Origin of the sequence: Motiliproteus sp. SC1-56, assembly GCF_017309075.1 — a bacterium.
Classification (GTDB): Bacteria; Pseudomonadota; Gammaproteobacteria; order Pseudomonadales; family Balneatricaceae; genus Motiliproteus.
Window position 1 is genome coordinate 79431 of record NZ_JAEMGS010000001.1, and the last position, 25595, is coordinate 105025.

A 25595-nucleotide genomic window follows, 5' to 3' on the forward strand; every position below is an offset into this window, starting at 1 on the left:
ATTCACTCTCCCGTTAAGCCGGTTCGGCCAATTCCAGCAAAGCCTGCAGCAACACATTGGCGCCGGCTTCGAGGTCATCTAAATCGGTGTGCTCGCGCACGTTGTGGCTGATTCCGCCCGCGCTGGGAACGAAAATCATCGCGGTAGGGCAGACCGGTGCAAACATCTGCGCGTCATGCCCGGCCCCCGAGGGCAGGCGCTTGACGCTGTTGCCCTGGTCCAGGGCGATCTGCTCGATGCGGGCCACCAGCGCCGGGTCAAAGTTGACCGGCTCGAAGCGGGCCAGCGAACGGTGGCTGATACTCACCCCTTCGCGCTCGGCAACGGCGCGCACGAATTCAAACAGTTCGGCCTCTGCCTGCTGCAGTTGCTGCTCGTCGGTGTTGCGCAGGTCGACCGTCAGCTCGACGTGGTTGGGAATCACGTTAACCAGGTTGGGGCGGTATTCGCAGTGCCCCACGGTCGCCAACTGCCGCCCCCCCAGGCGCTGGGCCAACTGGCGAACGAACACCGTGATTTCAGCGGCGGCTAAGGCGGCGTCCTGTCGGTAAGCCATGGGCGTGGTGCCGGCATGGTTGGAAGTCCCTTTAATGCTGAACTCGGTCCAGGAGATCCCCTGGACCCCCTCCACCGCGCCGATCCGGATTCCGTCCTGCTCCAGCACCGGACCCTGCTCGACATGCAGTTCGATAAAGGCAGCCGCCTGCTCCCGGGCACGGTTGACCGGAGCCTCACCCCGATAGCCGATCCGCTCCAACTCGTCGCCAACCCGGGCGCCGTCGATACCCTGAGTCTGAAGCGCCGTTTCGAGATCCAGCACGCCGGTGAAGACGCAGCTGCCCATCATGTCCGGGGCAAAACGCGCCCCCTCTTCGTTGGTAAAAAAGGCTACCGCCAGCGGCTTTCTCGTTTTGACGCCGGCCTCATTAAGGGTCTGGATCACCTCCAGCCCGGCCAGCACACCCAGGTTGCCGTCATAAAGGCCCCCGGTGCTGACCGTGTCGATGTGCGAGCCGGTCATCACCGCAGGGCCCGTTTCAAGCCCCGCGCGCCGGCCCAGGACATTGCCGAGCTGGTCGATCTCGACCGCAAGGCCGAGCTCGCGTATCCAGCCGACCACGAGATCCCGCCCTTGCTTGTCCGCATCGGTCAGGGCCAGGCGGCTGACACCACCGCCGGCCAGGGCGCCGCACTGGCCCAGCGCCTGGAGCCGCTGATGCAGCCGCTGCCGGTTGATTTTCAACGCTTCGCTGCTCATCACTCGCCCCGTTCCACGGCTTCGGCACTGCGCCCGACCAGCTCGGTGTAGAGCTCGGGGTCAGTCGCCCCCTCGCTGCCGATCAGCAGGACCTGGCTGTTTTCATCCAGCCCCAGGGCCTCACGTAAAGAAGGTTGCTGAGCCGCCAGGATCACACCCGCAAGGCCCGCAACCGCTGATTCACCGGCCACGACCGGCCGCTCGCTGCACAACGCGCCATTGGCCATCAGGCGCATGCAGTCCACCGCCGCCTGGTCGGTAACGGTCATGAAATCACTGGCACCCTCGCTGAGCACCTCCCAGGCCAGTAGCGAAACCTCGCCACAGGCCAGCCCCGCCATCAGGGTGTCAAGGTCGCCCTCGACCACGGTAGGAGCCCCTTGCTTGGCACTCTCATACAGGCAGGCCGCCAGATCAGGCTCCACCACCACGCAGTGGGGGCGCTCGGCGCCGTAGTGCAGCCAGGCCTGAGCCACCACCGCCGCGGCGAGGCCGCCCACTCCGCCTTGGAGGAATATATGGGTCGGTTTAACCCCTTCGGGTAACTGCTCGAACGCTTCCTGGGCCATCAGGGTGTAGCCCTGCATTACGTCACGGGGCACCTCCATGTAGCCGGGATAAGACGTGTCGGACACCACGAAGCGCCCCAGCTCTGCCGCATCGGCGGCGGCCTGGCGGACGGCGTCGTCGTAGTTCCCCGGCACACGCACCACCTCGGCGCCGTAGGCGGCGATCGCGGCGCGACGCCCTTCGCTCACCGTGGCATGGATGTAGATCACGCAACCGCAGCCGAACAACTGGCAGCCCCAGGCCACCGAACGGCCATGGTTGCCGTCGGTGGCGCAGGTCACCACAATCGCTTTTAACGCCTCGGCGTACTGGCCGCTCAACAGTTCTTCGGTCGAAGGCACCGCGGCACAGACGCCCCGTGCCACCAGCTCCCGCTTGAGCAACCGGGCGACCGCGTAAGCACCGCCCAGCGCTTTGAAGCTGCCCAGCCCGAAGCGCCCCGCCTCGTCTTTGTACCAGATCCCGCCAAGCGCCAGCTGATCGGCCGCCCGGTCGAGTTCACACAGGGGGGTGACGGCATACCCCGGCCAGCGGCTGATCTCGCCCTTGGCGACCTCAAACCCCTCGGCATTGAGGACCGCCAGCTGGCGATCGCCGATGGCGCGACCCTTTATAACCTGGGCGTTATGAGCAAGCTGCACCGGGTATTGGCTATTTAACAGACTCATTCATTCATGTCCTAGGGTTGGCGGGCTACCCGAAGGTAGCGCCGCTACGCTCTGGAAAACCTGACTTAGCTCTCAACCGCTTCGAGGAAAGCGTTCATCAGGGCCTCACCCTCTTCGCCGTACTTCTCGGCAATCACCTTCTTCACCACCGGCTGGGCCGCTTCGCGGAAGGCCTCGCGCTCGGCGGGGGTCGGTGAATACACCTTCATGCTCTTCTCCAGGGACGGCAGACCGCGCTCGGAGGCCTCGATGGCCCGGGCCATACCGCGACCGGCAACGATGGCGGAACGGGCGGCGTACTCCACCACGCTCTTTTCCGACTCGCTCAGACCGTCATAGAAATCGGCATTGATCGACCAGACATAGGGGGTGAACAGGTGCCCGGTCAGGGTCAGGTGCTTTTGCACCTCGTTGAACTTGGCAAAGGAGATGATCGGCACCGGGTTCATCTGGCCGTCCGCCACGCCCGTTTGCAGCGCGGTATAGACCTCGGACCAGGCGATCGCCGCCGGCTGCCCGCCGATGGACTCGATCACCGCCTTGTGGGTGTCCAGCCCCATGGTACGGATCTTCAGCCCCTTCATGTCGGCCGGTGAGCGCACCTCGCGCTTGGAGTTGGTGATGGCAAAAAAGCCGCCGGAGTCACCGAAACCCAGTACTTTGATTCCGGTCTTGTCTTCGATATCGCCGGCCAGGCGCTTGCCGAAGGGTCCGTCAAACACCTTGTAGGTGGCGCTGATGTTGGGATAGGCAAAGGGCACGTCCAGCACCCCGATCAGGGGGTAGGCACTGGCGAAGCCGCCCACCGAGTGGATGCCCGACTGCACCACGCCGGCCTTTACCTGCTGCACCACCTCCGCATCCTTACCCAGCTGGGAGTTGGGGAACAGCTGCACTTTGACCTCGCCATTGGTGCCGGACTCCACCAGGCTCTTGAACACGCTGGCCATCGCGCCGGTAGGGTTGTCAAAGGGGTCGTTGTTGTTCAGGTGGTGCAGCTTCAGCACCTTTTCAGCGTGCGCCATCGGGGCAGCCAGCAGACCGGCAGCCAGACCCAACGTCATTGAAGCCGATACGATTTTCTTCATCAATTTCATAGGTATTTCTCCAGTTAACAAAAGGTACTTACATGCCCAACAGGCGGGGAATCATTAAGGTGAGGTCACTCCAGAAGGCGATCAGGACCAGGACGCCAAACTGAACCAGCAGGAACGGCCAGAGCGCCACGCTGATGCGTTCGATCTTCTCCCCGGTTACCGACGAGAGAACAAACAGGCAGGCGCCGACCGGGGGCGTCATCAGCGAGATATTGAGGGCCAGGATGATCATGATGCCGGCGTGGATCGGATCCATACCGATGGCAACCGTCAGCGGCACCAGCACCGGCGCCAGAATGATCAGCACCGCGTTGATATCCATGAACATGCCGATACCGATCAGCAGCATCAGAATCATCAGCGTCACCATCGCCGGATCTTCCGAGATCGCGAGGAAGCCCTCGGCCACCATCTGTGGAATCTGGTTGAAGGTCATCCACCAGCCGAGGATGGATGCCGAGGCGATGATCAGGAACACGATACCGGTAATCTTGGCGGTGCGGATCAGCATCTCCTGCAGGTCCTGCCAAGTGATGGAGCGGTAGATGCCGGCGCCTACGATCAGCGCGTAGAGCACCGCCACCGCCGCCGCCTCGGTGGGGGTGACGATGCCGCCGATGATGCCGCCCAGGATGATCACCGGCATGATGATCGCCAAGAGGCTGGAGCGGAAGCTCACCAGGATCAGTCGCAGGCTCGGGCGCTGCTCACCCTTGGGCAGCTTCCAGCGACGCCCGAACGCCGCGATCAGCGCCATGCAGGTCAGGGCGATCAGCAGGCCGGGCAGAATACCGGCGGCAAACAGGCCGGAGATGGAGACCCCCATCAAGGAGCCGTAGATGACCATCAGGTTAGAAGGGGGGATGGTCGGGCCAATGATGGAGCCCGCCGCTGTCACCGCGCAGGCAAAGGGGCGGCTGTAGCCCTTCTTGACCATGGCCGGGACCAGGGTGTTGCCGAACGCGGCCGCATCCGACACCGCCGCGCCGGTCATCCCGGCAAACAGCACCGAGGCCAGCATATTGGACTGGGCCAGGCCCCCGCGCAGGTAGCCCACCAGGGCATCGGCAAAGGCGATCAGGCGCAGGGTGATCCCCGAGCGGTTCATGATTTCACCGGCCAGGATAAAAAAGGGCATGGCCATGAAGGTGAACAGGTCGAGCCCTTCAAAGAAGCGCTTGGGCCCCATTTCGAGGAAGTTGCTGCCGCCCAGCTGGAACAGGCCGATGGTGCCGGCAATGCCCAATACATAGCCGATCGGCATGCCGACCAGCATCAGTCCGAAGAAACAGATGGCCACCGTGATCATGATGCCGCCTCCGTGCCGTCAATCGCTTCGTGGGTTTCAGCGGCCAGCGCTTGAGGCGAAACGCTCAGCATCGACGCCACCAGCTGGATCAAGGTTAAAGCCGAGGAAACCGGTACCGCGGCGAAAGGCAGCATCATCGTCATACCAAAAATGGTGGCGTATTGGTGCGCCCCAGAAGAGGTCATGCGCAGTCCGTAGACCGTCAGGTAGATAAAGAAGCCCACGGCCAGCACGTCGGTCAGCACGCGCAGGGCCCGTTGCGGCGAAGCTGGCAGGCGGCTTATCAGGGTTTCAAAGCCGATGTGTTCCCGGTAGCGGGCGCTACAGGAGACCGCCAGCAGCGCCGCCCAGATCATCAGGTAACGGGCGGCTTCTTCGGTCCAGGTTACCCCGGTTTCCAAGAAGTACCGGTTGACGATCCCGAACCAGACGATCAGCACCATGGCCCCAAGCAAGGCCGCACAACAGCGCTCAACCACCCAGTTGATTTTGTGACTGACCTGAATAAAGCGCACAGAAAACCGGTTCTGCTGCGCAACGTCGCTCGCTGCCATAACGCCTCTTCTTAATGAAATTGAGGTTTCTTTTTCAGTTGATACTGAAACAGAGGTTTCAGTCTGTCAACACGAAAGTGAAATTTTGGTTTCATTTTTTTAAATAAATGAGCGAAAATGATACTCGTGTTTCATTTGCAGCAGAGGTCAGGCGAGCGTGCAGGAACCCAAACCCCTCGATACCCGCATTCAGGAGTGCTATGAGGAGCTCCCCCCGGCAGAGCGCAGGCTGGGTGATTTGCTGTTGAGCTTTCCCGGCGATATCGCCAACTACTCGGCCACCGAGCTGGCGGACCTGGCGGGCACCTCCAAGGCCGCCGCAACCCGCTTTTTCCGTCGCCTGGGCTACAAGGACTTCAATGAGGCCCGACTGCAGATCCGCGAGGCCCAGCGCTGGGGATCGCCGCTCTACCAGCAGCACGACAGCACCAGCACCAGCCCCTTCAACCGCAGCCAGGTGGTGAGCGCCCACCTTGAGCGGGAGACGGTCAACCTGCAGCGCACCCTGGAGGCGCTCAACCCCGACACCCTGCGGGCCATCGCCGGTCAGCTCACCCGCCAGCGCCGGGTCGCGGTAATCGGGTTTCGCAATAGCCGCTTTCTGGCGAGTTATTTCCACCGCCAGCTGAGCCTGCTGCGCCCGAACGTCTCGCTGCTACCGGCGGCCGGACAGACCGTCGCCGAGGATCTCGTCGACTTTGGCCGCGAGGATTTGCTGGTGGTGGTGGCCATGCGCCGCCGGATCCCCAAGGTCCGCGAGCTGATGAGCTTGGCGAAGAAACGACAGGTGCCCTGCGTATTGATCGCAGACCCCTCGGCCAACGAACTGCAAGAGCTGGCCCAGTGGAGCCTCCGCTGCCACGTTCACAGCAGTTCGCTGTTCGACTCCTACAGCAGCGTCAGCAGCGTCATCACCCTGCTGGTGAACCTGACAATGTGTGAGGACCTGGAGAACAGCCATCGCCGCCTGCGCGAGATCGAGCAGCTCCATGAAGAGGTCGGAGAGTTGAAAGTGGCGGGGGTACACCCCTCTCTACCCAGCAACCTGCTGGAAGGGTTGGAGAAGCAGATCAGCAAGTAGAGAATCTGGCTGGCGACGCGGCGTCGCGCCCAGGATAAAAAAAGAGCCCCGAGGGGCTCTTTTTTTATCCTGGCGTATTGGGTTCCGGACTCAGCCGGCCACCTGCCGCTCACCCGTGGCCGCGTCGAAGTACTCCCGCCACGGCCGGGGACGGTCGATTCCATAACCCTGGGCGTAGTTGACCCCGATTTTGCTCAGACCGCGGATGATATCATCGTCCTCCACGAACTCGGCGATGGTATGCATCCCCAGGGTGTGGCCCACCTTGTTGACCGCCTCGACAATGCTGTACTGAACCGGATCCTGGGCGAGACGCTTCACGAAGGCGCCGTCGATCTTCAGGTAGTCCACCGGCAGGCTCTTCAGGTAGGCGAACGATGACATGCCGCTGCCGAAGTCATCGAGGGCGAACTTACAGCCGAGCTTGCGCACCGCCTCGATAAACACCACCGCCGACTCCAGGTTCTGAATCGCCGCGGTCTCGGTGATCTCGAAGCAGATCTGCTCGGTGGGGGTTTTAAACTCGGAAAACAGCCCACGCAGGTAGTCGAGGAAGAAGGTGTCGCTCAGGGTCGTCCCCGACAGGTTGACCGAGTAGCACAGGTCCTTGTCGGGAAGCCCCTGCTCCTGGGCCAGGGCGATGTTAGCGCAGACCTCCTGAATCACCCAGCGGTCCACCTGCTGCATCAGGTCGTACTCTTCCGCCGCCGGAATAAAGATCGGAGGCAGCAGCTTGCCCTCTTCGTTCTCCATCCGTATCAACACTTCGGCGTGGTGGGGCGCCTGACAGCCCTGCTCGGTGACCGGGGAGATCGACTGCAGGAAGAGGTGATAGCGCTTCTCGTCCAGCGCCTTCTTGATCTTGGGCACCCACAGGCTCAGCTCGTGCTTGCGGCTCTTCTCGTAATGGTCCTTGGTATGGATGTGAATATTGTTGCGCCCGTTCTCGCGGGCCGTGTCCACCGCCGCCTTGGCCGCCATGAACACATCGGAAAGATCCCGGTAGCTGTCGTTGATAAAGACCACCCCGATGGTGGCGGTGATATCGAAGCGATTATCTTCCCAGTCGAAGTCGATTTCATTAATCGCTTCGCGCACCTTGCAGGCCAGGTTAAGGGCGTCCGCCGGCCCCGCCTTGGCCCGCAGAATGGCGAACTCATCCCCGCCGACCCGGGAAAGCACGTCGTGGTCGCCGATCACCTCCTTGAGCACGCCGCTGATCACCCGCAACAGTCCGTCGCCGCCCTTGGAGCCGCAGATATCGTTGATCACCGCGAAGTGATCCAGGTCGATATGCCAGAGAATCGGGCTGTGTTTGCCTTCATACTCATTCAGGGTGTTGTGAATACGCTGGGCAAAGGTCAGACGGTTGAGCAGACCGGTGAGGGCGTCGTGGGAGGTCTCGTAGGAGAGCTGCTCAGCCAGCACCCGCGCCTCGCCCTCGTCCTGCACCACCAGCACCGCGCCCAGGATACGCTCCCCGGCGTAGCCGATGGGGGAGGCAGTCAGGGTGACATGGCTGAGCCCCCCCTCGGGCCGCTCCATGTAGATGTGCTGGGCCAGCTCCACCACCGATTCGTTGGCCATCGCCTGCTTTGCAGGATCATCCACCGGCCGATGGTTGATCTCGCTGACCAGGGTCAGCACCTCTGCCAGCGGTCGCCCCTTGGCCCCGGACGCGGTATGCCCGGTCAGTTTTTCCGCCGCCGGGTTCATAAAGGAGATATTCCCGTGGTGGTCGGTGGTAATCACCGCGTCGCCGATCGAGCTCAGGGTAATCTGGGCCATCTCTTTTTCGCCGAACAGGTGCACCGCGGTATGCCGAAGCCGCAGCAGCGTGACCACCAGCAATACCAGCAGCAGCGCACCGGCAGCGAACAGCCCGATGCGGTAGTAACGGGAGAAACGCTCCTGCTGCTCGTGGTACTGCAGGTAAGCATCGGTGACCTGGGCCAGGTGAGAAGGGATAGGCACTTCGAAAATCTGGTTGATCAGCCCCCCCAGCTGCTGGCGTTCGCGCAACAGCACTTCACCATGCTGGAGACCGTATTCAAATTCATCGTGCAGCGGCGACTCGGCGAGATCGTAGAGGGCGTACTCCAGCGCCTCGATCAGTTCCTGCGCCTCCTCGCCCAGGCCCGGATCCGGGTTGGTGGCGTAGCGCAGCAGGCTGTCGCGGTAAGCGGCAACGGTCTGCCTGAGTTCGCTGCCCGCCTCCAGCTTGGCAGTCAACTGACTCTGGGACAGCCCCGAGACCGCATTTTTGAGCAGAACAACGCTTCGCATATAGCGGGCCAGCAGGTCCTCGCGCTCCTGCTGAAGGTTAGCCAGGCGGTTGACGTAGTACTCGACCCCCGTGCTGGCCTCGCGGAAAGAACTGTAGGATGAACTGCCCAGTTCACGGATGATGCCGCTGAGCCGGCGCTGATCCTGGAGCACCCGGTCAAAGTTATGGTGACGCTCGTAGTAGATCTGCAACACGCCCTGGCGCAACTGGTCGTCCAGCCGCTGGGCCTGGTAGAGGGTGTCGAGCACCGCCGAGTGCTCTTCGTTGATCTCGTCCACCTGCTGGGCCTGGAAGAACAGGAAGCTGAGCAGCATCAGAATCGTGATGCCCGCCAGCATCGGGGTCCAGCTCATCTGTCTCATGGCGACACTCCCGGGTGACTTCCCGTCAGGGTATGGAGGAAGTCGACCAGCAGCTGCACCTGGGCCGGCTCGGGCTTGAGCCCCAGTTGATGTTCGATCATCTCCTCGACGGCCCCTTCCAGCGTGTCGGCGGAGCCGTCGTGAAAATAGGGTGCGCTCTGCGCCACGTTGCGCAGGCTAGGTACGCGGAAGACGTTGCGGTCGCTCTCCTCGGCCGTCACGTAGAACCGACCAAGGTCCTTCAGACGCGCCTTCACCCCCTCTTCACCCTCGTGGCGGTAGATATAGAACTCTTCAAAGAAGTTGGTACCCAACATGACCCCGTGGTGGCAGGAGGCACAGCCGATCTCTTTGAACAGCTCGTAACCCTCCCGCTCCCGGGGAGAGAGCGCCTCCACCTCGCCGCGCAGAAAGCGGTCGAAGCGGGCATTGGGGGCATTCAGCCCCTTGAGAAAGGCGCCAAGCACTTCCACCACCCGCTGCTGATCGGGCGGGCCGCCGTAAATGGCCTCGAATTCATCGCCATAGGCAGCGAGCAATCGCAGAATGACCTGGTCCCAGGCCAGGTTCATCTTGTCCAGGGCGGGAAAGGACGCTTCCAGCAGGTCGTCGAGGCTGCGGTACTGGCCATCCCAGTTCCACCAGTAGGCCAGGGCCACGTTGTAGAGCAGCGGCACGCTGCGGTCGTGGTCGCCCATCAGCTCGGATGCCTGGTGAAGCTCCTCCCCTTCCTTCAGCGGCGGCAGCGCGTGGCAGGTGGCACAGCTGGTCTGCTGATCTTTCGACAGCCGCGGGTTGAAGAATATTTTCCGCCCCAGGGCCTGCTTGCGCGGCTCTACCTCGACGATGGTGGGAACGGGGCGCGCGGGCTCGGCATTCAGGCTCAGGACCAGCGCCGGCTCGGCGGCCAGGGCGCCCCGGGCGGCGAGCCCCAGGCTCAGCATAAGCAGCACCTTGGCCAGAAGGCCCGGGCCAGACTGGGTCAAACAGCGCATACGCGGTTTCTGCCCTCCTCCTTCGCTTGGTAAAGGGCGCCGTCGGCCAGCTCCACAAAGGTGTCCGCGTCCTGCACGTCCACGTAGGGATAGCTGGCCACCCCGATACTGATGGTGACCTGCAGGTCGTCGGTGCGGGACTCCTCCATCATTCTACGGAGGCGTTCGGCCGTAGTGAGCGCTCCCTTACGAGACGTATTGGTCAGGATCACAACAAACTCCTCACCACCGTAACGGCAGGGAATATCCACCTCCCGAATGGCCTCGCGCATGACCCGGGCCACGGTCTGCAGAACCCGGTCGCCCTGGTCGTGACCGTAGGTATCATTGAATTTTTTGAAGTGGTCCACATCGAACATCAAAATCGACAGATCCAGCTTGTAACGTCGCGCGCGCTTGAGCTCCTGGGCCAGGGTCTCATCGAGGTAGCGGCGGTTAAAGAGCTTGGTCAGGCCGTCGGTGGTGGACAGTTCGATCAGCTTACGCTCGAGCTTCTTCTCCTCGGTGACGTTGCGCAGCAGCACGGACGAACCGATCACCTGCCCTTGGGAGTCCACAATGCTGGAGGCCAGCATCTGCAGAATCAGATCCTTGTACTCGATGAGCACCGGCTCCTGCGTTTCATCCTCGCCGTGCAGGTTCTGCTTGATCAGCTCGGGGTCGTCGAGAATGTAGAGGAAGCCGTCCTTGCGGATTGCCTCGGCACTCTTGCCCAGCAGGCTCTCCGCCGCCGGGTTGACCAGCACCACGTTACCGCTGCTGTCGGTGACCACAATCCCCTCCAGGGAGCTGAGAATCACGGTGTTGAGCTTGTCCTGCTCGCTCTTGATTCCCTTGTAGGAGTTGAGCACTTCACGGGACATGTGGTTGAAGCTGCGGGCCATCCGCGACAGTTCGTCGCGACCGATAATCGGCACCACCTGGTCCAGGTCGCCGCGGCTGACTTCCAACATGGCGTCGGTGAGCTTGTTGATCGGAGCCACCACCGAGCGCCGGATCAGCAGGCTGGTGACGATAAACACCAGCACCAGCATCACCACCAGCACCATCAGCGACTGGTACCGGGTGGCTTTGATGTCATCCCGTATGGGCGCCAGGGAGGTGGTCAGTTTGAGCACACCGCGCACCGCATGATCCCCGCCGTGACAGCGGTGGCAGTCTTTGCTGTTGGGGATGGGGGCCAGGAAGGTGAGCAGCTCGGAATTGTCAGCGTCGGTTTCGTAGTAGGAAACCTGGCGGCGGGTATCCAGCACCTGTTGCAGGTTGGGGTCGCGGGGCGGCAGCACCTGGTGGATACGGGTGTTGTCCTTGGGGTCGAAGTCCTCCTCCCCCAGCCGGTTGTTGACCGAGGTCACCGTACTGTTATCGAGAAAGGCCTCTTTGCCGTTGGTCCGCATGATCACGAAATCGACCACCTCGGGCACGTTCCTGAGGCGGGCCGCGAAACTGTGGGCGATGTCGGCGTAACCGGCGAGCATCACCGACTGCAAGCCTTCACTGACGCTCTCGGTCAGCTTGGTCATGGTGCGCTCGTTCTGGGCCAGGATGCTTTTTTCTTGATTGTAGGTATAGAACGCGATCATCGACAGCATGGCCAAGCTGGCCACGATGCCAAACACGGTGATGATCTTATGCCCTATATGCTTGAACATACCGGCCCGAATTGAATCCATGCACTGCTCTGGACAGGCGCAGGACGGGGTGCCCTCGCGCGCAATCAGACCATGCTAATCAACTGCTACAGCCCAATGCAAGCAACTCCGGAGTGCGCACCCCGCCAATTGATCTACGGCAACAAAAACGGTTAGATAGGCCCCTGACCCGCGGTAACCCAGATCCAGCAGAGGGCCTTCGCACCCATGTCCTATCACCACCGACGCCCGGACGGGCGCGCCATCGACCTCCCCATTGGCAAGATTGTCTGCGTGGGACGCAACTATGCCGAACACGCCCGGGAGCTGGGCAACGCCGTTCCGAAGGAGCCCTTGCTGTTTCTCAAGCCCAACACCAGCCACGCCGACCTGGCCGCACCGCTGGTGCTGCCCCGTGAGCGTGGCGAATGCCATCACGAGCTGGAACTGTGCGTGCTGATCGGCCGCCCCCTCTGCGGCGCCACGGAGGAGGAGGTTGCAACCGCGGTCGCCGGCTACGGGCTGGGGCTGGACCTGACGCTGCGGGACGAACAGAACCGGCTCAAGGCTCAGGGGCACCCCTGGGAGCGGGCCAAGGCGTTTGACGCCAGCGCGCCCCTGTCGGGTTTCCTGCCGGTCGATGCGGTGGATGACGTCGACCAGCTGGACCTGCGCCTCTGGGTCAACGGAGAGCCACGCCAGGCCGGCAACACCAACCAGATGACGCTGCCGGTGCACGCGCTGATCGCCTACTGCAGCCGCTTTTTCTCCCTGCTGCCAGGGGACGTGGTGATGACCGGCACCCCCGCCGGGGTCGGCCCCCTCAATCCGGGTGACGCATTACGGATGCAGCTTGGTGAGGTGCTTGAGGTGCGTACGCGGGCCCGCTAGCTCCCCGCGTCCTCGGTCACGGGATGGACACTGCTCTGCAGCCGCTGCACCCGTGCCTGGAGGCGGTCGGCAGCCAGCCGCAGGCGGTCCACCTGGCTGTAGAAGCCGTTCAATTCCTCCCGCGGCGGCAGCGTGCGCAGCTCTTCGTGCAGGTAGTTGTCGAGATCGTCTAGCAGGGACTCGCGGCTGCGGCGGCCCCAATCCAAGCCGTCCCGCACCAGTCCGGCCAGTGAGTGCGCTGCCAGGTCCCCCAGGTGATCGCCCAGAAAGCCCTCCCAGTCCAGATCCAGCTCCTGCAGGCAACGCTTCAGATCCAGGGCCAACTGGCTGTCGCCGCTGATCCGGATCCCCTTGCCAAAAGCCTTATTCTCATCCATCAGCACCTGCAGCAGGTCGGCCACGCCCCCCTCGAGGGTGCAGTCAACGGCCTCTTCACCGGGGCTTGAAAGGTCAATGCCCTCGCCGTGGGGGGCCAGCACCAGGCTCAGGGCAGGCACCCGCAGGTCCACCCGAATCCGCCGCCCCTCGAGGGACGCCAAGCGCTTTTGGGCCCGGGGGTCGCGGCGCACCGCCGCCCGTATCGCCACCTCCAGCGGCACGTTCAAGCCAGCGTTTAAGAAGTCCATTTTCTCCCTCCTAGTCGGCACCGGCCCCGTCGGGGTCGCGGCTGGCACCGGCCGCCTCGAGCCGGGCCAGGTAGTCCTGCCAGTAACGCTCGCGGTTCAGGCACAGGTCGCGCAGGTAGTGCCAGTTGTACAGCCCGCTGTCGTGGCCGTCGTCAAAGGTCAGCTTCAGGGCATAACGTCCGCTGGGCTCCACGGCGACGAGGCCGACATGGCGCTTTCCGGTCTGCAGCACACCGTTACCGACACCGTGTCCGCGTACCTCGGCCGAGGGGGACAGCACCCGCAGCAGTTCCGCGCCCAGCCGGTAACTGCCATCGGGATAGACCAGCTCCAGCTCGCGGGATTTAAGGTGCAGGGCTATTTTCTGCGGATGCGCTTCGCTCACGGCCATTCCCCTAGAGGATGTAACGACTCAGATCTTCATCCTGGGACAGCGCCTGCAGCGCCTGGTCCACGTAGGCCGCGTCGATGGTGAGGGTCTGACCGCAGCGGTCGCTGGCCTCGAACGACGCCTCCTCGAGCAGCCGTTCCATCAGGGTGTGCAGTCGCCGTGCGCCGATGTTCTCGGTGCGCTCGTTGACCTCAAAGGCCATCTGCGCCAAGCGCTCGATCCCCTCGTCGGTAAAGGTCACCGTCACTCCCTCGGTCGACAGCAGTGCTTGGTACTGTTCGGTGAGGGAGGCGTCCGGCTCGACCAGAATGCGGCGGAAGTCATCCGGGGTCAGGGCATCCAGCTCCACCCGAATGGGCAGGCGCCCCTGCAGCTCAGGGATCAGGTCTGAGGGCTTGGCCAGGTGGAAGGCGCCGGAGGCGATAAAGAGAATGTGGTCGGTCTTGAGCATCCCGTACTTGGTGCTGACGGTGCTGCCCTCGATCAGCGGCAGCAGGTCGCGCTGCACCCCCTCGCGGGAGACGTCGGCGCCGCTGCCCTCGGTGCGCTTGGCCACCTTGTCGATCTCGTCGAGGAAGACGATGCCGTTCTGCTCCACCAGCTCCAGCGCCCGGTGCTTGAGGTCATCCTCCTTGATCAGGGCGGCGGCCTCTTCATCGCGGAGCACCTTCAGGGCGTCGCGCACCTTCAGCTTGCGGCTTTTCTTGCGGCCGGAGCCGAGGTTGGAAAACATGTTCTGCAGCTGGCTGGTCATCTCCTCCATACCAGGGGGCGCCATGATCTCCACCCCTGCCGGGGAGGCGCTCACCTCCACCTCGATCTCCTTGTCATCGAGCTGACCTTCGCGCAGCTTCTTGCGAAACATCTGCCGGGTGCTGCTGTCCTCGCGGGGCGGCTCCTCGCCGAAACCGCTCCGGGGCGGCGGCAGCAGGGCGTCAAGAATACGCTCCTCGGCGGCGTCCTCGGCCCGGTGCTGCACCTTGGCCATCTCTTCCTCGCGCAGCATCTTGATCGCCATATCGGCAAGATCGCGCACGATCGACTCAACATCACGCCCGACATAGCCAACTTCCGTAAACTTAGTCGCCTCCACCTTGATAAAAGGCGCGTTGGCCAGCTTCGCCAGACGACGGGCGATCTCGGTCTTGCCGACCCCGGTGGGGCCGATCATCAGGATATTCTTGGGCGTAATCTCGCTGCGCAGGGTGTCGTCGAGCTGCATACGGCGCCAGCGGTTGCGCAGCGCGATAGCCACGGCACGCTTGGCCTCGGCCTGACCGACGATGTGTTTGTCCAGTTCGTGGACGATCTCTCGGGGGGTCATCTGGGACATGATTTATCTCGCATCCAGCTCTTCGATCATCAGATTATGGTTGGTAAAGACGCAGATATCGGCGGCAATATTGAGGCTTTTCTCGACGATCTCCCGCGCCCCCAGGTCGGTATTCTCGATCAGGGCTTTCGCCGCCGCCTGGGCGAAGTTACCGCCCGAGCCGATCGCCAGCAGCCCCGCCTCCGGCTCCACCACATCACCGGTACCGGAGATGATCAGCGAGGCCTCGGCGTTGGCCACCACCAGCATCGCCTCGAGCCGGCGCAGGGCGCGGTCGCTGCGCCACTCCTTCGCCATCTCCACGGCGGCGCGCACCAGCTGCCCCTGGTGTTTTTCCAGCTGGGCCTCAAAGCGCTCGAACAGGGTAAAGGCGTCGGCGGTGCCACCGGCGAAGCCGGCAATGACCTGGTCCCGGTAGAGGCGTCGCACCTTGCGGGCGTTCCCTTTCATTACGGTGTTGCCGAGGGAGACCTGGCCGTCACCGCCCAGCACCACCTTGTCGCCGCGGCGAACTGAAACAATTGTCGTCATGGGTTAGAGCCCTATTTGCTAAACCTGATCCGTTCACTATGTAGGCGCACGGGCGAATTTCAACCCTTGACCGCGCCCTCAGGCCCCCTTGGGAAGCTTGACCCGCATCGGCTGCAGGTTCAGCCGTACCAGGCTGTCATAGGCCTTGTTGAGTTTGGAGCGCGAGGGGAAGGGGCCCAGCCGCACCCGGTACCAGACCGCGCCGCTGTCGGAGACCACGCGACTGGTGGTGACGTTGGGCAGCCCCTGCAGGATCAGCTTGGCGCGCAGGCTGTCGGCGTCGCTGGCGCTGCGAAAGGATCCGGCCTGCAGCAAGTATTGGCTGTACTCCTCGGCGGAGCGGGGGGTGGACTTGTAGGCCTCCACTTCCGGGGGCACCACCTCGCTCTTTGGCAGCAGCTGGTAGAAGCGGTAATCCTTTTCGGCGGGCTCCGCGGGCGCCTTGGGAGCGGCCTTGGCGGTACTCGGGGCGGTTTCGCCCGCCTGGCGCTTGACCGTCTCCTGAGTCGCCACCGGATCGGGCCTGACTCCGGTGAGAAAATAGAGGCCGCCTCCCAGCGTCGCCAGCGCAACCAACGTCACCAGCCCCAACAACCAACGCCCGCCGGACGCGGCAGGGGCGGGCTTGGCGCTGACTTTCTGCGCCGCCGGTCGCTGACGGCGGTTTTTGTGTGCGTAATCCTGAGCCATGAAAGGAGCGGGTACTCTCGCTGTAAGGGTGGGGTCGGGTCGTGGGCGCTATTATCTACGGGCGGACTGGAGCTGCCAAGGGATCAGAACATATCCTGCGGGTCGATGTCGATCGACCAGCGCACCTTCTTGGCCTGGGGGTTGTTTTCCAACAGCAGGGCGAGGCGCCCGACGGCCCCTTGCAGGGGTCCGCGCCTGGCGCACTGCAATAGCAGCTGGGCGCGGTAGCGCCCGGCACGGAGCTCCATGGGCGAGGGCAAAGGCCCCAGCAGCACCAGTTCCGGTCCGCAAAGCGGTTCGACCAGTGCCCGCACCATCTGCAGAAACGCCTCTGCCCGCCCCATGCTGATCGCCTCGGCCCGCAGCAACGCCAGGTGGCTGTAAGGGGGCAGCTGGGCCAGGCGGCGCTCGGCCAGCTCCTGACCGGCAAACACCTCGTAGGGCTCCTCCACCAGAGTGCGCAGCCGGGGATGGTCGGCATGCAGGGTCTGCATCAGCACCCGCCCGGGGGTTTCAGCCCGCCCGGAACGGCCTGCAACCTGCAGCAGCAGCTGCCCCATCTTTTCCATGCCGCGAAAGTCAGCGCTGAACAGCCCGGCGTCCGCATCCAGGATCGCCACCAGGGTCACCCGCGGAAAGTGGTGCCCCTTGGCCAGCATCTGGGTGCCGACCAGCAGGCAGGGCCCCGGCTGGTGCACCCGAGCCAGGATCTTGGCCATGGCGTCCTTGCGCCGGGTGCTGTCCCGGTCCACCCGCAACACAGGCACCTCGGGAAAGTGCCGCGCCAGGCTCTCCTCGGTGCGCTCGGTACCGGCTCCCACCGGGTTGAGGTTGCGGCTTTGACACTCCGGACAGGCCGGCTGCAACGGGGACTGGAAGTCGCAGTGGTGGCAATGCAGGTGCGGCGGACGACGGTGCAGGGTCATGTGGGCGTCGCACTGGGGACAGTCGGCGATCCAGCCGCAGTCGTGACACATCAGGGTGGGCGCGAACCCCCGCCGGTTGAGAAACACCAGCACCTGCTCCCCGCGCGCCAGATGGCGACCGATCTCGTTCAGCAGCGACGCGCACAGCCCCTCATCCAACTCCAGCCCACGGATATCCAGCAATTCAAAGGCTGGCGGCCGGGCGCCGCCGGCCCGGGACTTCATCTGCAGCCAATGGTAGCGGCCGCTCTGGGCGTTACTGAGGGTCTCCAGCGACGGAGTGGCGCTGCCCAGCACGATGGGGATCCGCTCGGCACGGGCGCGCATTACGGCCAAATCCCGGGCCGAGTAACGAAACCCCTCCTGCTGCTTGAAGGAGCCGTCGTGCTCCTCATCAATGACGATCAAGCCGGGATTTTTAAGCGGCGTCAGCAGCGCCGAACGGGTACCGATCAGAATCCGCGCCAGCCCTTCACGGGCCTTGAGCCAGGCATCGAGACGCTCGCGGTCGTTGAGCCCGGAGTGCAGCACCTCGACCGGCACGTTGAAACGCTGGCGGAAACGCCCCACCGTCTGCGGCGTGAGGCCGATCTCCGGGACCAGTACCAGCGCCTGGCGCCCTTGCTTGAGCACCCGCTCGATGGCCTGCAGATAGACCTCGGTCTTGCCACTGCCAGTCACTCCCTGGAGAAGAAAGGCGCCGAAGCGGTCCCCGCTCTCGGCAAGGGCCGCCAGGGCTTCCTGCTGCTCGCGGTTGAGGGTCAGGGGGCTCTCGTGCAGCAGCTCCCCCTCGGCGGCGCCTGCGGCGGGCTGCAGCTCCCGGGTCACCGCCTCCACCAGCCCCCGCTCGGCCAGGTTGCGCAGCAAGCCCGGGGCATACCCCAGGGCCTTGATCGCATCCAGGCTGATGCCGTCTGGGTGGCGGACAATCAGCGCTAGCAACTCCTGCTGCCGGGGCGCCCGGGCCAGCGCCGCCGACTCACTGCTGCGCGCAACCCAGAGCCGCTCGTGGCGAAAGGCCGCCGGCACCCCTTGGCGCAACTGGGCCGGCAGCAACGAGAACAGCGCATCACCAACCGGGTGCTGGTAGTAGGCTGCGGCCCAGCGGGCCAGTACCAGCAGGTGCGCCGGCAACAGGGGGGCATTATCCAGGCAGGCGATGGCCGGGCGCAGCTTGTCGGCGGGCACCTCACTGTGATCGGCGACCTCCAGCAGCACCCCCACCAGCTCGCGACGACCAAAGGGCACCCGCAGGCGCACGCCGGGCTGCAAGGTCCGCGGGTCAACGCCCTCGGGAGGCAGGTAGTCAAAGCTGCGCCTCAGGGGCGATGGCAGGGCCAGGCGCAGGAACAGCTCAGGGGTCATCCGTTACGGCCAGTCGTCAATCAAAGAAAAGAAAAGCGGCCATTGTAACACCCGGTATTTGTAGCACCCGGTTTTTAAAGCCCCCCGCTTTTCTCGACCCCCAAAGCGCCCTACGCTTCTTATTACTTGCTTCCGGTGCCGAGTCTGATAAACTTCGCCGCCTGGTCGCAGGTGTGAGGTAATTCCTCCCTGCATGAGTGCGGTGCCCAGTGAGAAACCTGGGTGGCGGCACATCAAAAACTCTGAGGTTATAGACTGATGCAAGCTGAACTCCATCCCAAGTACGAAGAAATTACCGCCACCTGCTCCTGCGGTAACGTCATCAAGACCCGTTCCACCGTCTGCAAAGACATCCACGTGGACGTCTGCGGCGCCTGCCACCCCTTCTACACCGGTAAGCAGAAGGTACTGGACTCCGGCGGCCGTATCGATCGCTTCAACAAGCGCTTCGGCAGCCGCAGCCTGAAGAAGTAAAAACGCACCGGGCTGACGCCATGGTGAACGTGAAAAAGGCACTCCTCGGGGGTGCCTTTTTGCTTTCTGGGCTTTTTACAGCCGCCACCTCGGCCGATCCCTGCGCACCGCCCTCTCCCGGTGAGCCCGTCCAGGTAGAGCACGTGTTTGACGGCGACACCCTGCGCCTGGCGGACGGTCGCAAAGTGCGGCTGATCGGCATCAACACTCCCGAGCTGGGCCGGGACGGCGCCCCCGACCAACCCCTCGCCGCCAGCGCCCGCAACGCGGCCCGCCGTTTTGTCGCCGAGGCCCGCACCCTGAGCCTGCACACCGAAAAAGACCCGCAGGACCACTATGGCCGCACCCTCGCCCACCTTTACAACGGCCGCGGCCAGAACCTCGAGGCCGAACTGCTGCGCCAGGGGCTGGGCTTTTCCTTGAGCTTCCCTCCCAACCTGGCCCTACGCGACTGTTTCAACACCGCCGAAGCGCAAGCGCAGGCGGCGGGCCTGGGGGTCTGGTCGCTACCGGCCTACCGCCCAGTCAGGGCATCGCACCTCGGCCCCGAAGACGGCGGCTTTCGACGGGTACTCGGTCGGGTCAGCACCACGGGCAAGACCCGCGGCGGCCCTTACCTGGAGTTGGACGACCGCCTTTTCGTGCGGGTCCGCCAGCGCCATATGCAGTACTTTGAGCGCCATGATTTCGCCCACCTGCAAGACCGGCTGGTGGAAGTGCGAGGCTGGGTGGTGCCGCGACAACTATCAGCCAAGGAAAAGGCCCGCGGCTACCGCCCCTTCATGCTGGAACTGCGCCACCCGGACGCCCTCCACCTCCGCCCCGACTGACCCGGGCGCCTCAACTGGCGGCAAAACCCAGGCCTGACAAGACGTTACGCCGGCATGCCCCATTGAGCAAGGTGCGACTTTCGTATAACATGGCCGCCCCCAGTCTTCTGACCAATGGAAAGCGACCATGACGGACACCTCGTTTACTCAACGCGCCCTTGATTACCACGAGTACCCCAAGCCGGGAAAAATCAGCGTTGAAATCACCACCTCTGCGGACACCGCCGAAGACCTGAGCCTGGCCTACAGCCCCGGCGTCGCAGAGCCCGTCCGCGCCATCGCCGAGAACCCCAACGACGCCTACCGCTACACCATGAAGGGCAACCTGGTGGCGGTGATCTCCAACGGTTCGGCCATCCTCGGGCTCGGCAACCTGGGCCCGCTGGCCAGCAAGCCGGTCATGGAAGGCAAGGCGCTGCTGTTCAAGCGCTTCGCCGGCATCGACTCCATCGATATCGAAGTGGACAACGAAAGCCCCCAGGCCTTTATCGACACCGTCGCCCGTATCTCCCCCACCTTCGGCGGCATCAACCTGGAAGACATCAAGGCGCCCGAGTGCTTCGAGATCGAACGCCAGTTGGTGGAGCGGCTGGATATTCCGGTCTTCCACGACGACCAGCACGGCACCGCCATCGTCACCGTGGCGGGGCTGCTCAACGCCATTGAACTGGCCAAGAAAGACATTGAAGAGGTCAAGGTGGTCTGTCTCGGCGCCGGCGCCGCCGCCACCGCCTGCCTGCGCCTGATGATCAGCTCCGGCATCCGCCGCCACAACATCATCGTGGTGGACCGCCGCGGCGTGATCCACGACGGCCGGGGCGACCTGACCCCGGAGAAGGCGATGTTCGCCGCCATCAACACCGACATGCGCACCCTGGAAGACGCGGTAAAAGACGCCGACGTGTTCCTGGGCCTGGCCGGCGCCAACCAGCTCACCCCGGAGATGCTCAAGACCATGGCGGCCAACCCCATCGTCTTCGCCTGCGCCAACCCAGACCCCGAAATCAAGCCGGAGCTGGCGCACCAGACCCGTCCTGACGTGATCATGGCCACCGGCCGCTCCGACTACCCCAACCAGGTCAACAACGTCCTCTGCTTCCCCTACATCTTCCGGGGTGCCCTGGACGTGCGGGCCCGCCACATCACCCACGAAATGAAGATGGCGGCGGTGTACGCCATTGCCGACCTGGCGAAGGAGCCGGTGCCGCAAGCGGTACTCGACTCCTACAACCTGGAAGGAATCGAGTTCGGCCCGGAGTACATCCTGCCCAAGCCCAACGACCCGCGCCTGCTGGGCAAGGTCTCCATGGCCGTGGCCGAGGCCGCCGTGGAAGTGGGTGTGGCGCGCCTGCCGCTACCGCCCCACTACCCGATCGGCAGCGTCTCGGAGCTTTAGCCGCTATCCGCGATAGCCTCCCACTACACGAAGAAGCCCAGCCACCGCGCTGGGCTTTTTTATCAACCGCGGGCTGGCGGTGCCCGGCGGCCGCCAGCCTGAAGAAAAAGAGGGCTGGAGCCGACACCCCCGCCACACGCCCAATGTCGCCCACAAAAAAGCCCGGCCATTCGGCCAGGCTTTTCAAGTGGCAGTTGGATGGGCGCGGATCAGCCCCGCGAAGCCTCCAGCGCCTGCTCGATGTCGGCCAGGATATCGTCGATATGCTCGATGCCGATGGAGAGGCGCACCATGTCCCTGCTGACCCCCGCGGCGGCCAGCTCATCCTCGGCCAACTGACGGTGGGTGGTGCTCGCCGGGTGGCAGGCCAAAGACTTGGCGTCGCCGATGTTGACCAGGCGGGTGACCAGCTGCAGGGCGTCGATAAAGCGGGCACCGGCTTCCACGCCCCCCTTGATGCCGAAGCTGAGAATGCCCGAGGGGCGGCCGTTGACGTACTTCTGGGCGAGTTCATAGCCGGCGTTGCCCTCGAGCCCGGCGTAGTTGACCCACTCCACCTGATCGTGGTCGTTCAGGTACCTGGCCACGCGGATGGCGTTGTCGCAGTGGCGTTCCATGCGCAGCGGCAAAGTCTCGATCCCCTGCAGCACCTGGAAGGCGTTGAAGGGGCTGATGGCCGCGCCCATGTTGCGCAGGGGCACCACCCGGCAGCGACCGATAAAGGCCGCCTCGCCCAGGGCCTCAGTGTAAACCACGCCATGGTAGGAAGGATCCGGCTCGTTGAACATGGGGAAACGCGCCTTGTGGTCGGCCCAGGGGAACTTGCCCGAGTCCACCACGATGCCGCCGATGGTGGTGCCGTGACCGCCCATGTACTTGGTCAGCGAGTGCACCACGATGTCGGCGCCGTGCTCGATAGGACGCAGCAGGGCCGGGGTGGCCACGGTGTTGTCGACGATCAGGGGCACGCCGTGGCGGTGCGCCGCCTCAGCCAGCGCCGCGATATCCACCACGTTGCCGAGCGGGTTACCGATCGACTCACAGAACACCGCCTTGGTGTTGTCGTCGATCAGCGCTTCCAGGGCGCCCGGGTCATCGTGGGGCGCCATCCGCACCTCGATGCCCTGCTTGGGCAGGGTGTGGGCAAAGAGGTTGTAGGTGCCGCCGTAGAGCTTGTTGATGCTGACGATGTTGTCGCCGGCCTCGGCCAGGGTCTGGATGGCGTAGGTAATGGCCGCCATGCCGGAAGCCACCGCCAGGGCGCCGATGCCCCCTTCAAGGGCCGCCACCCGCTCCTCCAGCACCGCCGTGGTGGGGTTCATGATGCGGGTGTAGATGTTGCCCTGCACCTTGAGATCGAACAGGTCGGCGCCGTGCTGGGTGTCGTCGAAGGCGTAGGAGGTGGTCTGGTAGATGGGCACCGCCACCGCGTTGGTGGTGGGGTCAGGCTGGTAGCCGCTGTGAATGGCCTGGGTCTCGAGTTTCATTCGGTCGCTTCCGTCCTTGTTATCATTGGGAATTTGGCAATATAACCGCAAAAGCGGGCCCGGTTCCAATCTGCTATCATCGCCGCCTTAGCGAAGCGGAGAAGCCCATGGCCAAGCAGAAAACTGCCTACGTCTGTAACGACTGCGGCTCGGACTACAGCAAGTGGCAGGGCCAGTGCACCGACTGCGGTGCCTGGAACACCCTCAGCGAAGTGCGCCTGGGCGCCACCACCGCCAGTCGCGCCCCCCGCTTTGCCGGCTATGCAGGCACCGCCGGCGGCGACGGGGTGAAGAAACTGGCCGAGGTGGACCTGGCCGACCTGCCCCGCTTTTCCAGCGGCTCCAGCGAGTTCGACCGGGTGCTGGGCGGCGGGCTGGTGCCCGGCTCGGCGATCCTGATCGGGGGCCACCCCGGGGCCGGTAAGAGCACCCTGCTGCTGCAGACCCTGTGCAAACTGGCCGAAACCCAGGACGCCCTCTACATCACCGGCGAGGAGTCCCTGCAGCAGGTGGCGCTGCGCGCCCAGCGCCTGGGGCTGCCCACCGACAAGCTGAAAATGCTCTCCGAGACCCGGGCCGAGGCAATCTGCCAGATCGCCCAGCAGCACAAGCCCAAGGTGCTGGTGGTGGACTCGATTCAGGTGATGCACATGGACGAGGTGCAGTCCGCCCCCGGCAGCGTCTCCCAGGTGCGCGAGAGCGCCGCCTTTCTCACCCGCTACGCCAAGCAGACCCACACCGTGCTGTTTCTGGTCGGCCACGTCACCAAGGATGGCACCCTGGCAGGCCCCAAGGTGCTGGAGCACATGATCGACTGCTCGCTGTTGCTCGAAGGCAGCAACGACAGCCGTTTCCGCACCCTGCGCGGGCAGAAGAACCGCTTCGGCGCGGTCAACGAACTGGGGGTGTTCGCCATGCTGGAACAGGGGCTCAAAGAGGTCACCAATCCCAGCGCCATCTTTCTCAACCGGGCCAAGGAGGCCAGTCCGGGCTCGCTGGTCATGGTGATCTGGGAAGGGACCCGGCCCATGCTGGTGGAAGTCCAGGCGCTGGTGGACGAGAGCCACCTGAGCAACCCACGCCGCATCGCCGTGGGCCTGGACCAGAACCGCCTGGCGATGCTGCTGGCGGTGCTGCACCGTCACGGCGGCCTGCACACCGGGGACCAGGATGTGTTCGTCAACGTGGTGGGCGGGGTCAAGGTGCTGGAGACCAGTGCTGACCTGGCGCTGCTGCTGGCGGTGGTCTCCAGCCTGCGCGACCGGCCCCTGCCCCAGGACTGGGTGGTGTTCGGGGAGGTGGGGCTGTCCGGGGAGATTCGCCCCGTCCCCAGCGGCCAGGAGCGGATCCGCGAGGCCGCCAAGCACGGCTTCCGCCGCGCCATCGTGCCCAAGGCCAATGCGCCGAAAAATCCGCCTGAGGGAATGGAAGTGATCGGAGTGGAGCGCCTCAGCGAAGCGCTGGACGCCCTTTAAAGCCGCTGGAGGCCCGTTAGAGGCGCTGGAGGCCCTTAGAGCCGCCGGAGCCCTTCAAGAAAACGTCTGGCCGGGCTACTCCTCGGCCACCAGCTGTTCCAGCTCCCGGTCCAGCAGGGAAGCATCCCCCAGGTTCAGCTCCAACAGGCGGCGCAGGTGGCTGATGCTCTCCAGGTCGATCGCGCCGCACTCAAAGCCCAGATAAGGCGGCGTCATCCGGGTCAGGGTCACCGGCAGGCACAACTCGATTTCGCCCCGGGCCAGGGTAACCCGCGCCTCGAGTTCATCGCCAACGGCCAGTTCCACCGGATCGATCAGCCTGACCAACAATCCCTTGAGGGAGATATCCACCAACTGCACCGGCCAACGCTCGCCGTTGATCCTCAGCTCGGTACGGGCATCGAAGGTGATACGGGTAAAGCGGCGCCGGTCCTGCGCGGGGGGATGGGTTACTGCCACCGGGTGAATCTCCATGATCGAGGCTGTCTGGGCCACACTATAACGCCAATCCCGAAAGGGCGCACCTGGACGTTGTGCCTGACACCCCGGCCCCTCAGTCGCCGATAAATGTCTGAATCCAGGCGCGGTAGGCGGCATAGTAGATCCGGCTCCCGATCTCCGGCGGCAGGGACGCCCGGCTGTCGGGCGCCCGTTGCAGCTGCTCAGGGGCCGACTCGTACGCGACCTGGCCGTCCCGGTCGAGCAGCGCCGCATACTTGCCCTTGATAAACCGCAGGTCGTAGCAACCCTCCTCCGCCTTGCCCACCTGCCCGCCCCACCCGCGCTTACTCCTCTGGTGGGTATCGCCATCGGTAATCCCGCGTGCGGCATCGGTGCGCAGGCAATAGCGCTCTGCCGCGGCCAGGGGAAAGGCCAATCCCAGGCTCAGGAACAGGACCCGAGCGCGACCTGGCTGGCGCATATCACCTCCGGGGCTGAGTGGCGGCCTCGGGCTACTCCGGTCTCTGGAAACGCAGGGTCAGGCGCCGTATCGCCAGATCCTTGCCGCTGCCGCAGCGCCCCTCACTCTGCAACGTGTAGTAAGTGGTCAGCCTCCCCTGGACCTCGAGGGGGCCGACCTGGTTGCACGCCAACCGGACCTCACAGCCCCCGGACCCCTCGGCCGGGAGCGGCGGATTCGGCAGCGGACAGCCGCTCCCCCCGCCGCCCTCGGGAGGCATCAGCTGGTTGGCGGCCAACTGGGCGCCGCTCTCGGCGGCGAGAAAGGCCCGGGCCGAGAGTACCTGGTAGCCGTAGCCCTGCTGCCCGGTGACCACCAGCTGACTCAATCCGACGCTGATCAGGGCCATCACGGTGATCACGAAGATCGCCGCCACCAGCCCGATTCCACGCTGCGCGCCGCGCAAC

The 25595-nt window shown here is 64.2% G+C and carries 24 protein-coding genes; 6 read left to right on the forward strand and 18 right to left on the reverse strand.

The annotated features are described in order from the left end of the window. Positions 1-13: 13 nt before the first annotated feature. The 5 genes from JGZ97_RS00410 to JGZ97_RS00430 form a co-directional block, all read right to left on the reverse strand. The gene (locus tag JGZ97_RS00410) at positions 14-1258 is read right to left on the reverse strand and encodes a M20 family metallo-hydrolase (protein ID WP_207060616.1); all 1245 of its coding nucleotides are present in this window, start codon (positions 1256-1258) and stop codon (positions 14-16) included. Next, the gene (locus JGZ97_RS00415) at positions 1258-2496 is read right to left on the reverse strand and encodes a diaminopropionate ammonia-lyase (RefSeq protein WP_207060617.1); all 1239 of its coding nucleotides are present in this window, start codon (positions 2494-2496) and stop codon (positions 1258-1260) included. The genes JGZ97_RS00410 and JGZ97_RS00415 overlap by 1 nt, the downstream gene beginning before the upstream one ends. 65 nt (positions 2497-2561) lie before the next feature. Further along, positions 2562-3593 carry a DctP family TRAP transporter solute-binding subunit gene (locus JGZ97_RS00420; RefSeq protein WP_207060618.1) on the reverse strand — a complete coding sequence of 344 codons (1032 nt, stop codon included), beginning with the start codon at positions 3591-3593 and terminating at the stop codon, positions 2562-2564. Between the two features lie 28 nt (positions 3594-3621). Then, a complete protein-coding gene (locus tag JGZ97_RS00425; RefSeq protein ID WP_207060619.1) occupies positions 3622-4902 on the reverse strand; it encodes a TRAP transporter large permease in 1281 nt (426 codons plus the stop codon). Further along, positions 4899-5456, reverse strand: a complete 558-nt coding sequence (locus JGZ97_RS00430) for a TRAP transporter small permease (RefSeq protein WP_207060620.1) — start codon at positions 5454-5456, stop codon at positions 4899-4901. The genes JGZ97_RS00425 and JGZ97_RS00430 overlap by 4 nt, the downstream gene beginning before the upstream one ends. A 157-nt stretch (positions 5457-5613) precedes the next feature. Here JGZ97_RS00430 and JGZ97_RS18410 point away from each other — a divergent pair, with 157 nt between their 5' ends. Continuing rightward, positions 5614-6537, forward strand: coding sequence for a MurR/RpiR family transcriptional regulator (locus tag JGZ97_RS18410; RefSeq protein ID WP_207060621.1), 924 nt, complete (start codon positions 5614-5616; stop codon positions 6535-6537). 90 nt (positions 6538-6627) lie between these two features. On the opposite strand, the gene JGZ97_RS00440 is transcribed toward JGZ97_RS18410, so the two are convergent. The 3 genes from JGZ97_RS00440 to JGZ97_RS00450 are packed head-to-tail and all read right to left on the reverse strand — an operon-like array spanning position 6628 to position 11854. Continuing rightward, on the reverse strand, positions 6628-9186 hold the full coding sequence (locus JGZ97_RS00440) for an EAL domain-containing protein (protein WP_207060622.1): 2559 nt from the start codon (positions 9184-9186) through the stop codon (positions 6628-6630). Continuing rightward, on the reverse strand, positions 9183-10181 hold the full coding sequence (locus JGZ97_RS00445; RefSeq protein ID WP_207060623.1) for a cytochrome-c peroxidase: 999 nt from the start codon (positions 10179-10181) through the stop codon (positions 9183-9185). Before JGZ97_RS00445 ends, JGZ97_RS00440 begins: the two co-directional genes overlap by 4 nt. Continuing rightward, positions 10169-11854 (reverse strand): diguanylate cyclase, encoded by a 1686-nt coding sequence (locus tag JGZ97_RS00450; protein ID WP_207060624.1) that lies wholly within the window; start codon positions 11852-11854, stop codon positions 10169-10171. Before JGZ97_RS00450 ends, JGZ97_RS00445 begins: the two co-directional genes overlap by 13 nt. A gap of 186 nt (positions 11855-12040) precedes the next feature. On the opposite strand from JGZ97_RS00450, the gene JGZ97_RS00455 reads away from it, so the two are divergent. Beyond that, on the forward strand, positions 12041-12703 hold the full coding sequence (locus JGZ97_RS00455; RefSeq protein WP_207060625.1) for a fumarylacetoacetate hydrolase family protein: 663 nt from the start codon (positions 12041-12043) through the stop codon (positions 12701-12703). Here JGZ97_RS00455 and JGZ97_RS00460 read toward each other — a convergent pair. From JGZ97_RS00460 to JGZ97_RS00485, 6 genes are all read right to left on the reverse strand, one after another. Continuing rightward, positions 12700-13329 carry an SCP2 domain-containing protein gene (locus tag JGZ97_RS00460; protein WP_207060626.1) on the reverse strand — a complete coding sequence of 210 codons (630 nt, stop codon included), beginning with the start codon at positions 13327-13329 and terminating at the stop codon, positions 12700-12702. The two genes, JGZ97_RS00455 and JGZ97_RS00460, sit on opposite strands and share 4 nt — an antisense overlap. A gap of 10 nt (positions 13330-13339) precedes the next feature. Then, entirely contained in the window at positions 13340-13714 is a 375-nt protein-coding gene (locus tag JGZ97_RS00465; RefSeq protein WP_370583972.1) for a gamma-butyrobetaine hydroxylase-like domain-containing protein, read from the reverse strand. 10 nt (positions 13715-13724) lie between these two features. Continuing rightward, a complete protein-coding gene (gene hslU / locus JGZ97_RS00470) occupies positions 13725-15053 on the reverse strand; it encodes an HslU--HslV peptidase ATPase subunit (RefSeq protein ID WP_207060628.1) in 1329 nt (442 codons plus the stop codon). Between the two features lie 3 nt (positions 15054-15056). Then, a complete protein-coding gene (gene hslV, locus JGZ97_RS00475) occupies positions 15057-15584 on the reverse strand; it encodes an ATP-dependent protease subunit HslV (protein WP_207060629.1) in 528 nt (175 codons plus the stop codon). Positions 15585-15662: 78 nt separating this feature from the next. Beyond that, positions 15663-16274 (reverse strand): SPOR domain-containing protein, encoded by a 612-nt coding sequence (locus JGZ97_RS00480; RefSeq protein WP_207060630.1) that lies wholly within the window; start codon positions 16272-16274, stop codon positions 15663-15665. Between the two features lie 83 nt (positions 16275-16357). After that, positions 16358-18565 (reverse strand): primosomal protein N', encoded by a 2208-nt coding sequence (locus JGZ97_RS00485; protein WP_207060631.1) that lies wholly within the window; start codon positions 18563-18565, stop codon positions 16358-16360. Positions 18566-18823: 258 nt separating this feature from the next. Between JGZ97_RS00485 and rpmE the strand changes: the two genes are divergently transcribed. From rpmE to JGZ97_RS00500, 3 genes are all read left to right on the forward strand, one after another. Further along, on the forward strand, positions 18824-19039 hold the full coding sequence (rpmE, locus tag JGZ97_RS00490; protein WP_207060632.1) for a 50S ribosomal protein L31: 216 nt from the start codon (positions 18824-18826) through the stop codon (positions 19037-19039). A gap of 20 nt (positions 19040-19059) precedes the next feature. Then, positions 19060-19869 (forward strand): thermonuclease family protein, encoded by an 810-nt coding sequence (locus JGZ97_RS00495; protein WP_207060633.1) that lies wholly within the window; start codon positions 19060-19062, stop codon positions 19867-19869. Between the two features lie 127 nt (positions 19870-19996). Then, on the forward strand, positions 19997-21265 hold the full coding sequence (locus tag JGZ97_RS00500) for a malic enzyme-like NAD(P)-binding protein (protein WP_207060634.1): 1269 nt from the start codon (positions 19997-19999) through the stop codon (positions 21263-21265). A 209-nt stretch (positions 21266-21474) separates the two neighbouring features. On the opposite strand, the gene JGZ97_RS00505 is transcribed toward JGZ97_RS00500, so the two are convergent. Next, a complete protein-coding gene (locus JGZ97_RS00505) occupies positions 21475-22752 on the reverse strand; it encodes a bifunctional O-acetylhomoserine aminocarboxypropyltransferase/cysteine synthase (RefSeq protein WP_207060635.1) in 1278 nt (425 codons plus the stop codon). A 107-nt stretch (positions 22753-22859) separates the two neighbouring features. Here JGZ97_RS00505 and radA point away from each other — a divergent pair, with 107 nt between their 5' ends. After that, positions 22860-24227, forward strand: coding sequence for a DNA repair protein RadA (gene radA / locus JGZ97_RS00510; protein ID WP_207060636.1), 1368 nt, complete (start codon positions 22860-22862; stop codon positions 24225-24227). 75 nt (positions 24228-24302) lie between these two features. Here the strand turns inward: radA and JGZ97_RS00515 are convergent, their stop codons facing one another. The 3 genes from JGZ97_RS00515 to JGZ97_RS00525 are packed head-to-tail and all read right to left on the reverse strand — an operon-like array spanning position 24303 to position 25594. Beyond that, on the reverse strand, positions 24303-24722 hold the full coding sequence (locus JGZ97_RS00515; protein WP_207060637.1) for a PilZ domain-containing protein: 420 nt from the start codon (positions 24720-24722) through the stop codon (positions 24303-24305). A 58-nt stretch (positions 24723-24780) separates the two neighbouring features. Beyond that, positions 24781-25149: a hypothetical protein gene (locus tag JGZ97_RS00520; protein ID WP_207060638.1), complete on the reverse strand. Its 369-nt coding sequence runs from the start codon at positions 25147-25149 to the stop codon at positions 24781-24783. A gap of 31 nt (positions 25150-25180) precedes the next feature. Then, the gene (locus tag JGZ97_RS00525; protein WP_207060639.1) at positions 25181-25594 is read right to left on the reverse strand and encodes a hypothetical protein; all 414 of its coding nucleotides are present in this window, start codon (positions 25592-25594) and stop codon (positions 25181-25183) included. Between the last annotated feature and the right edge of the window lies 1 nt (position 25595).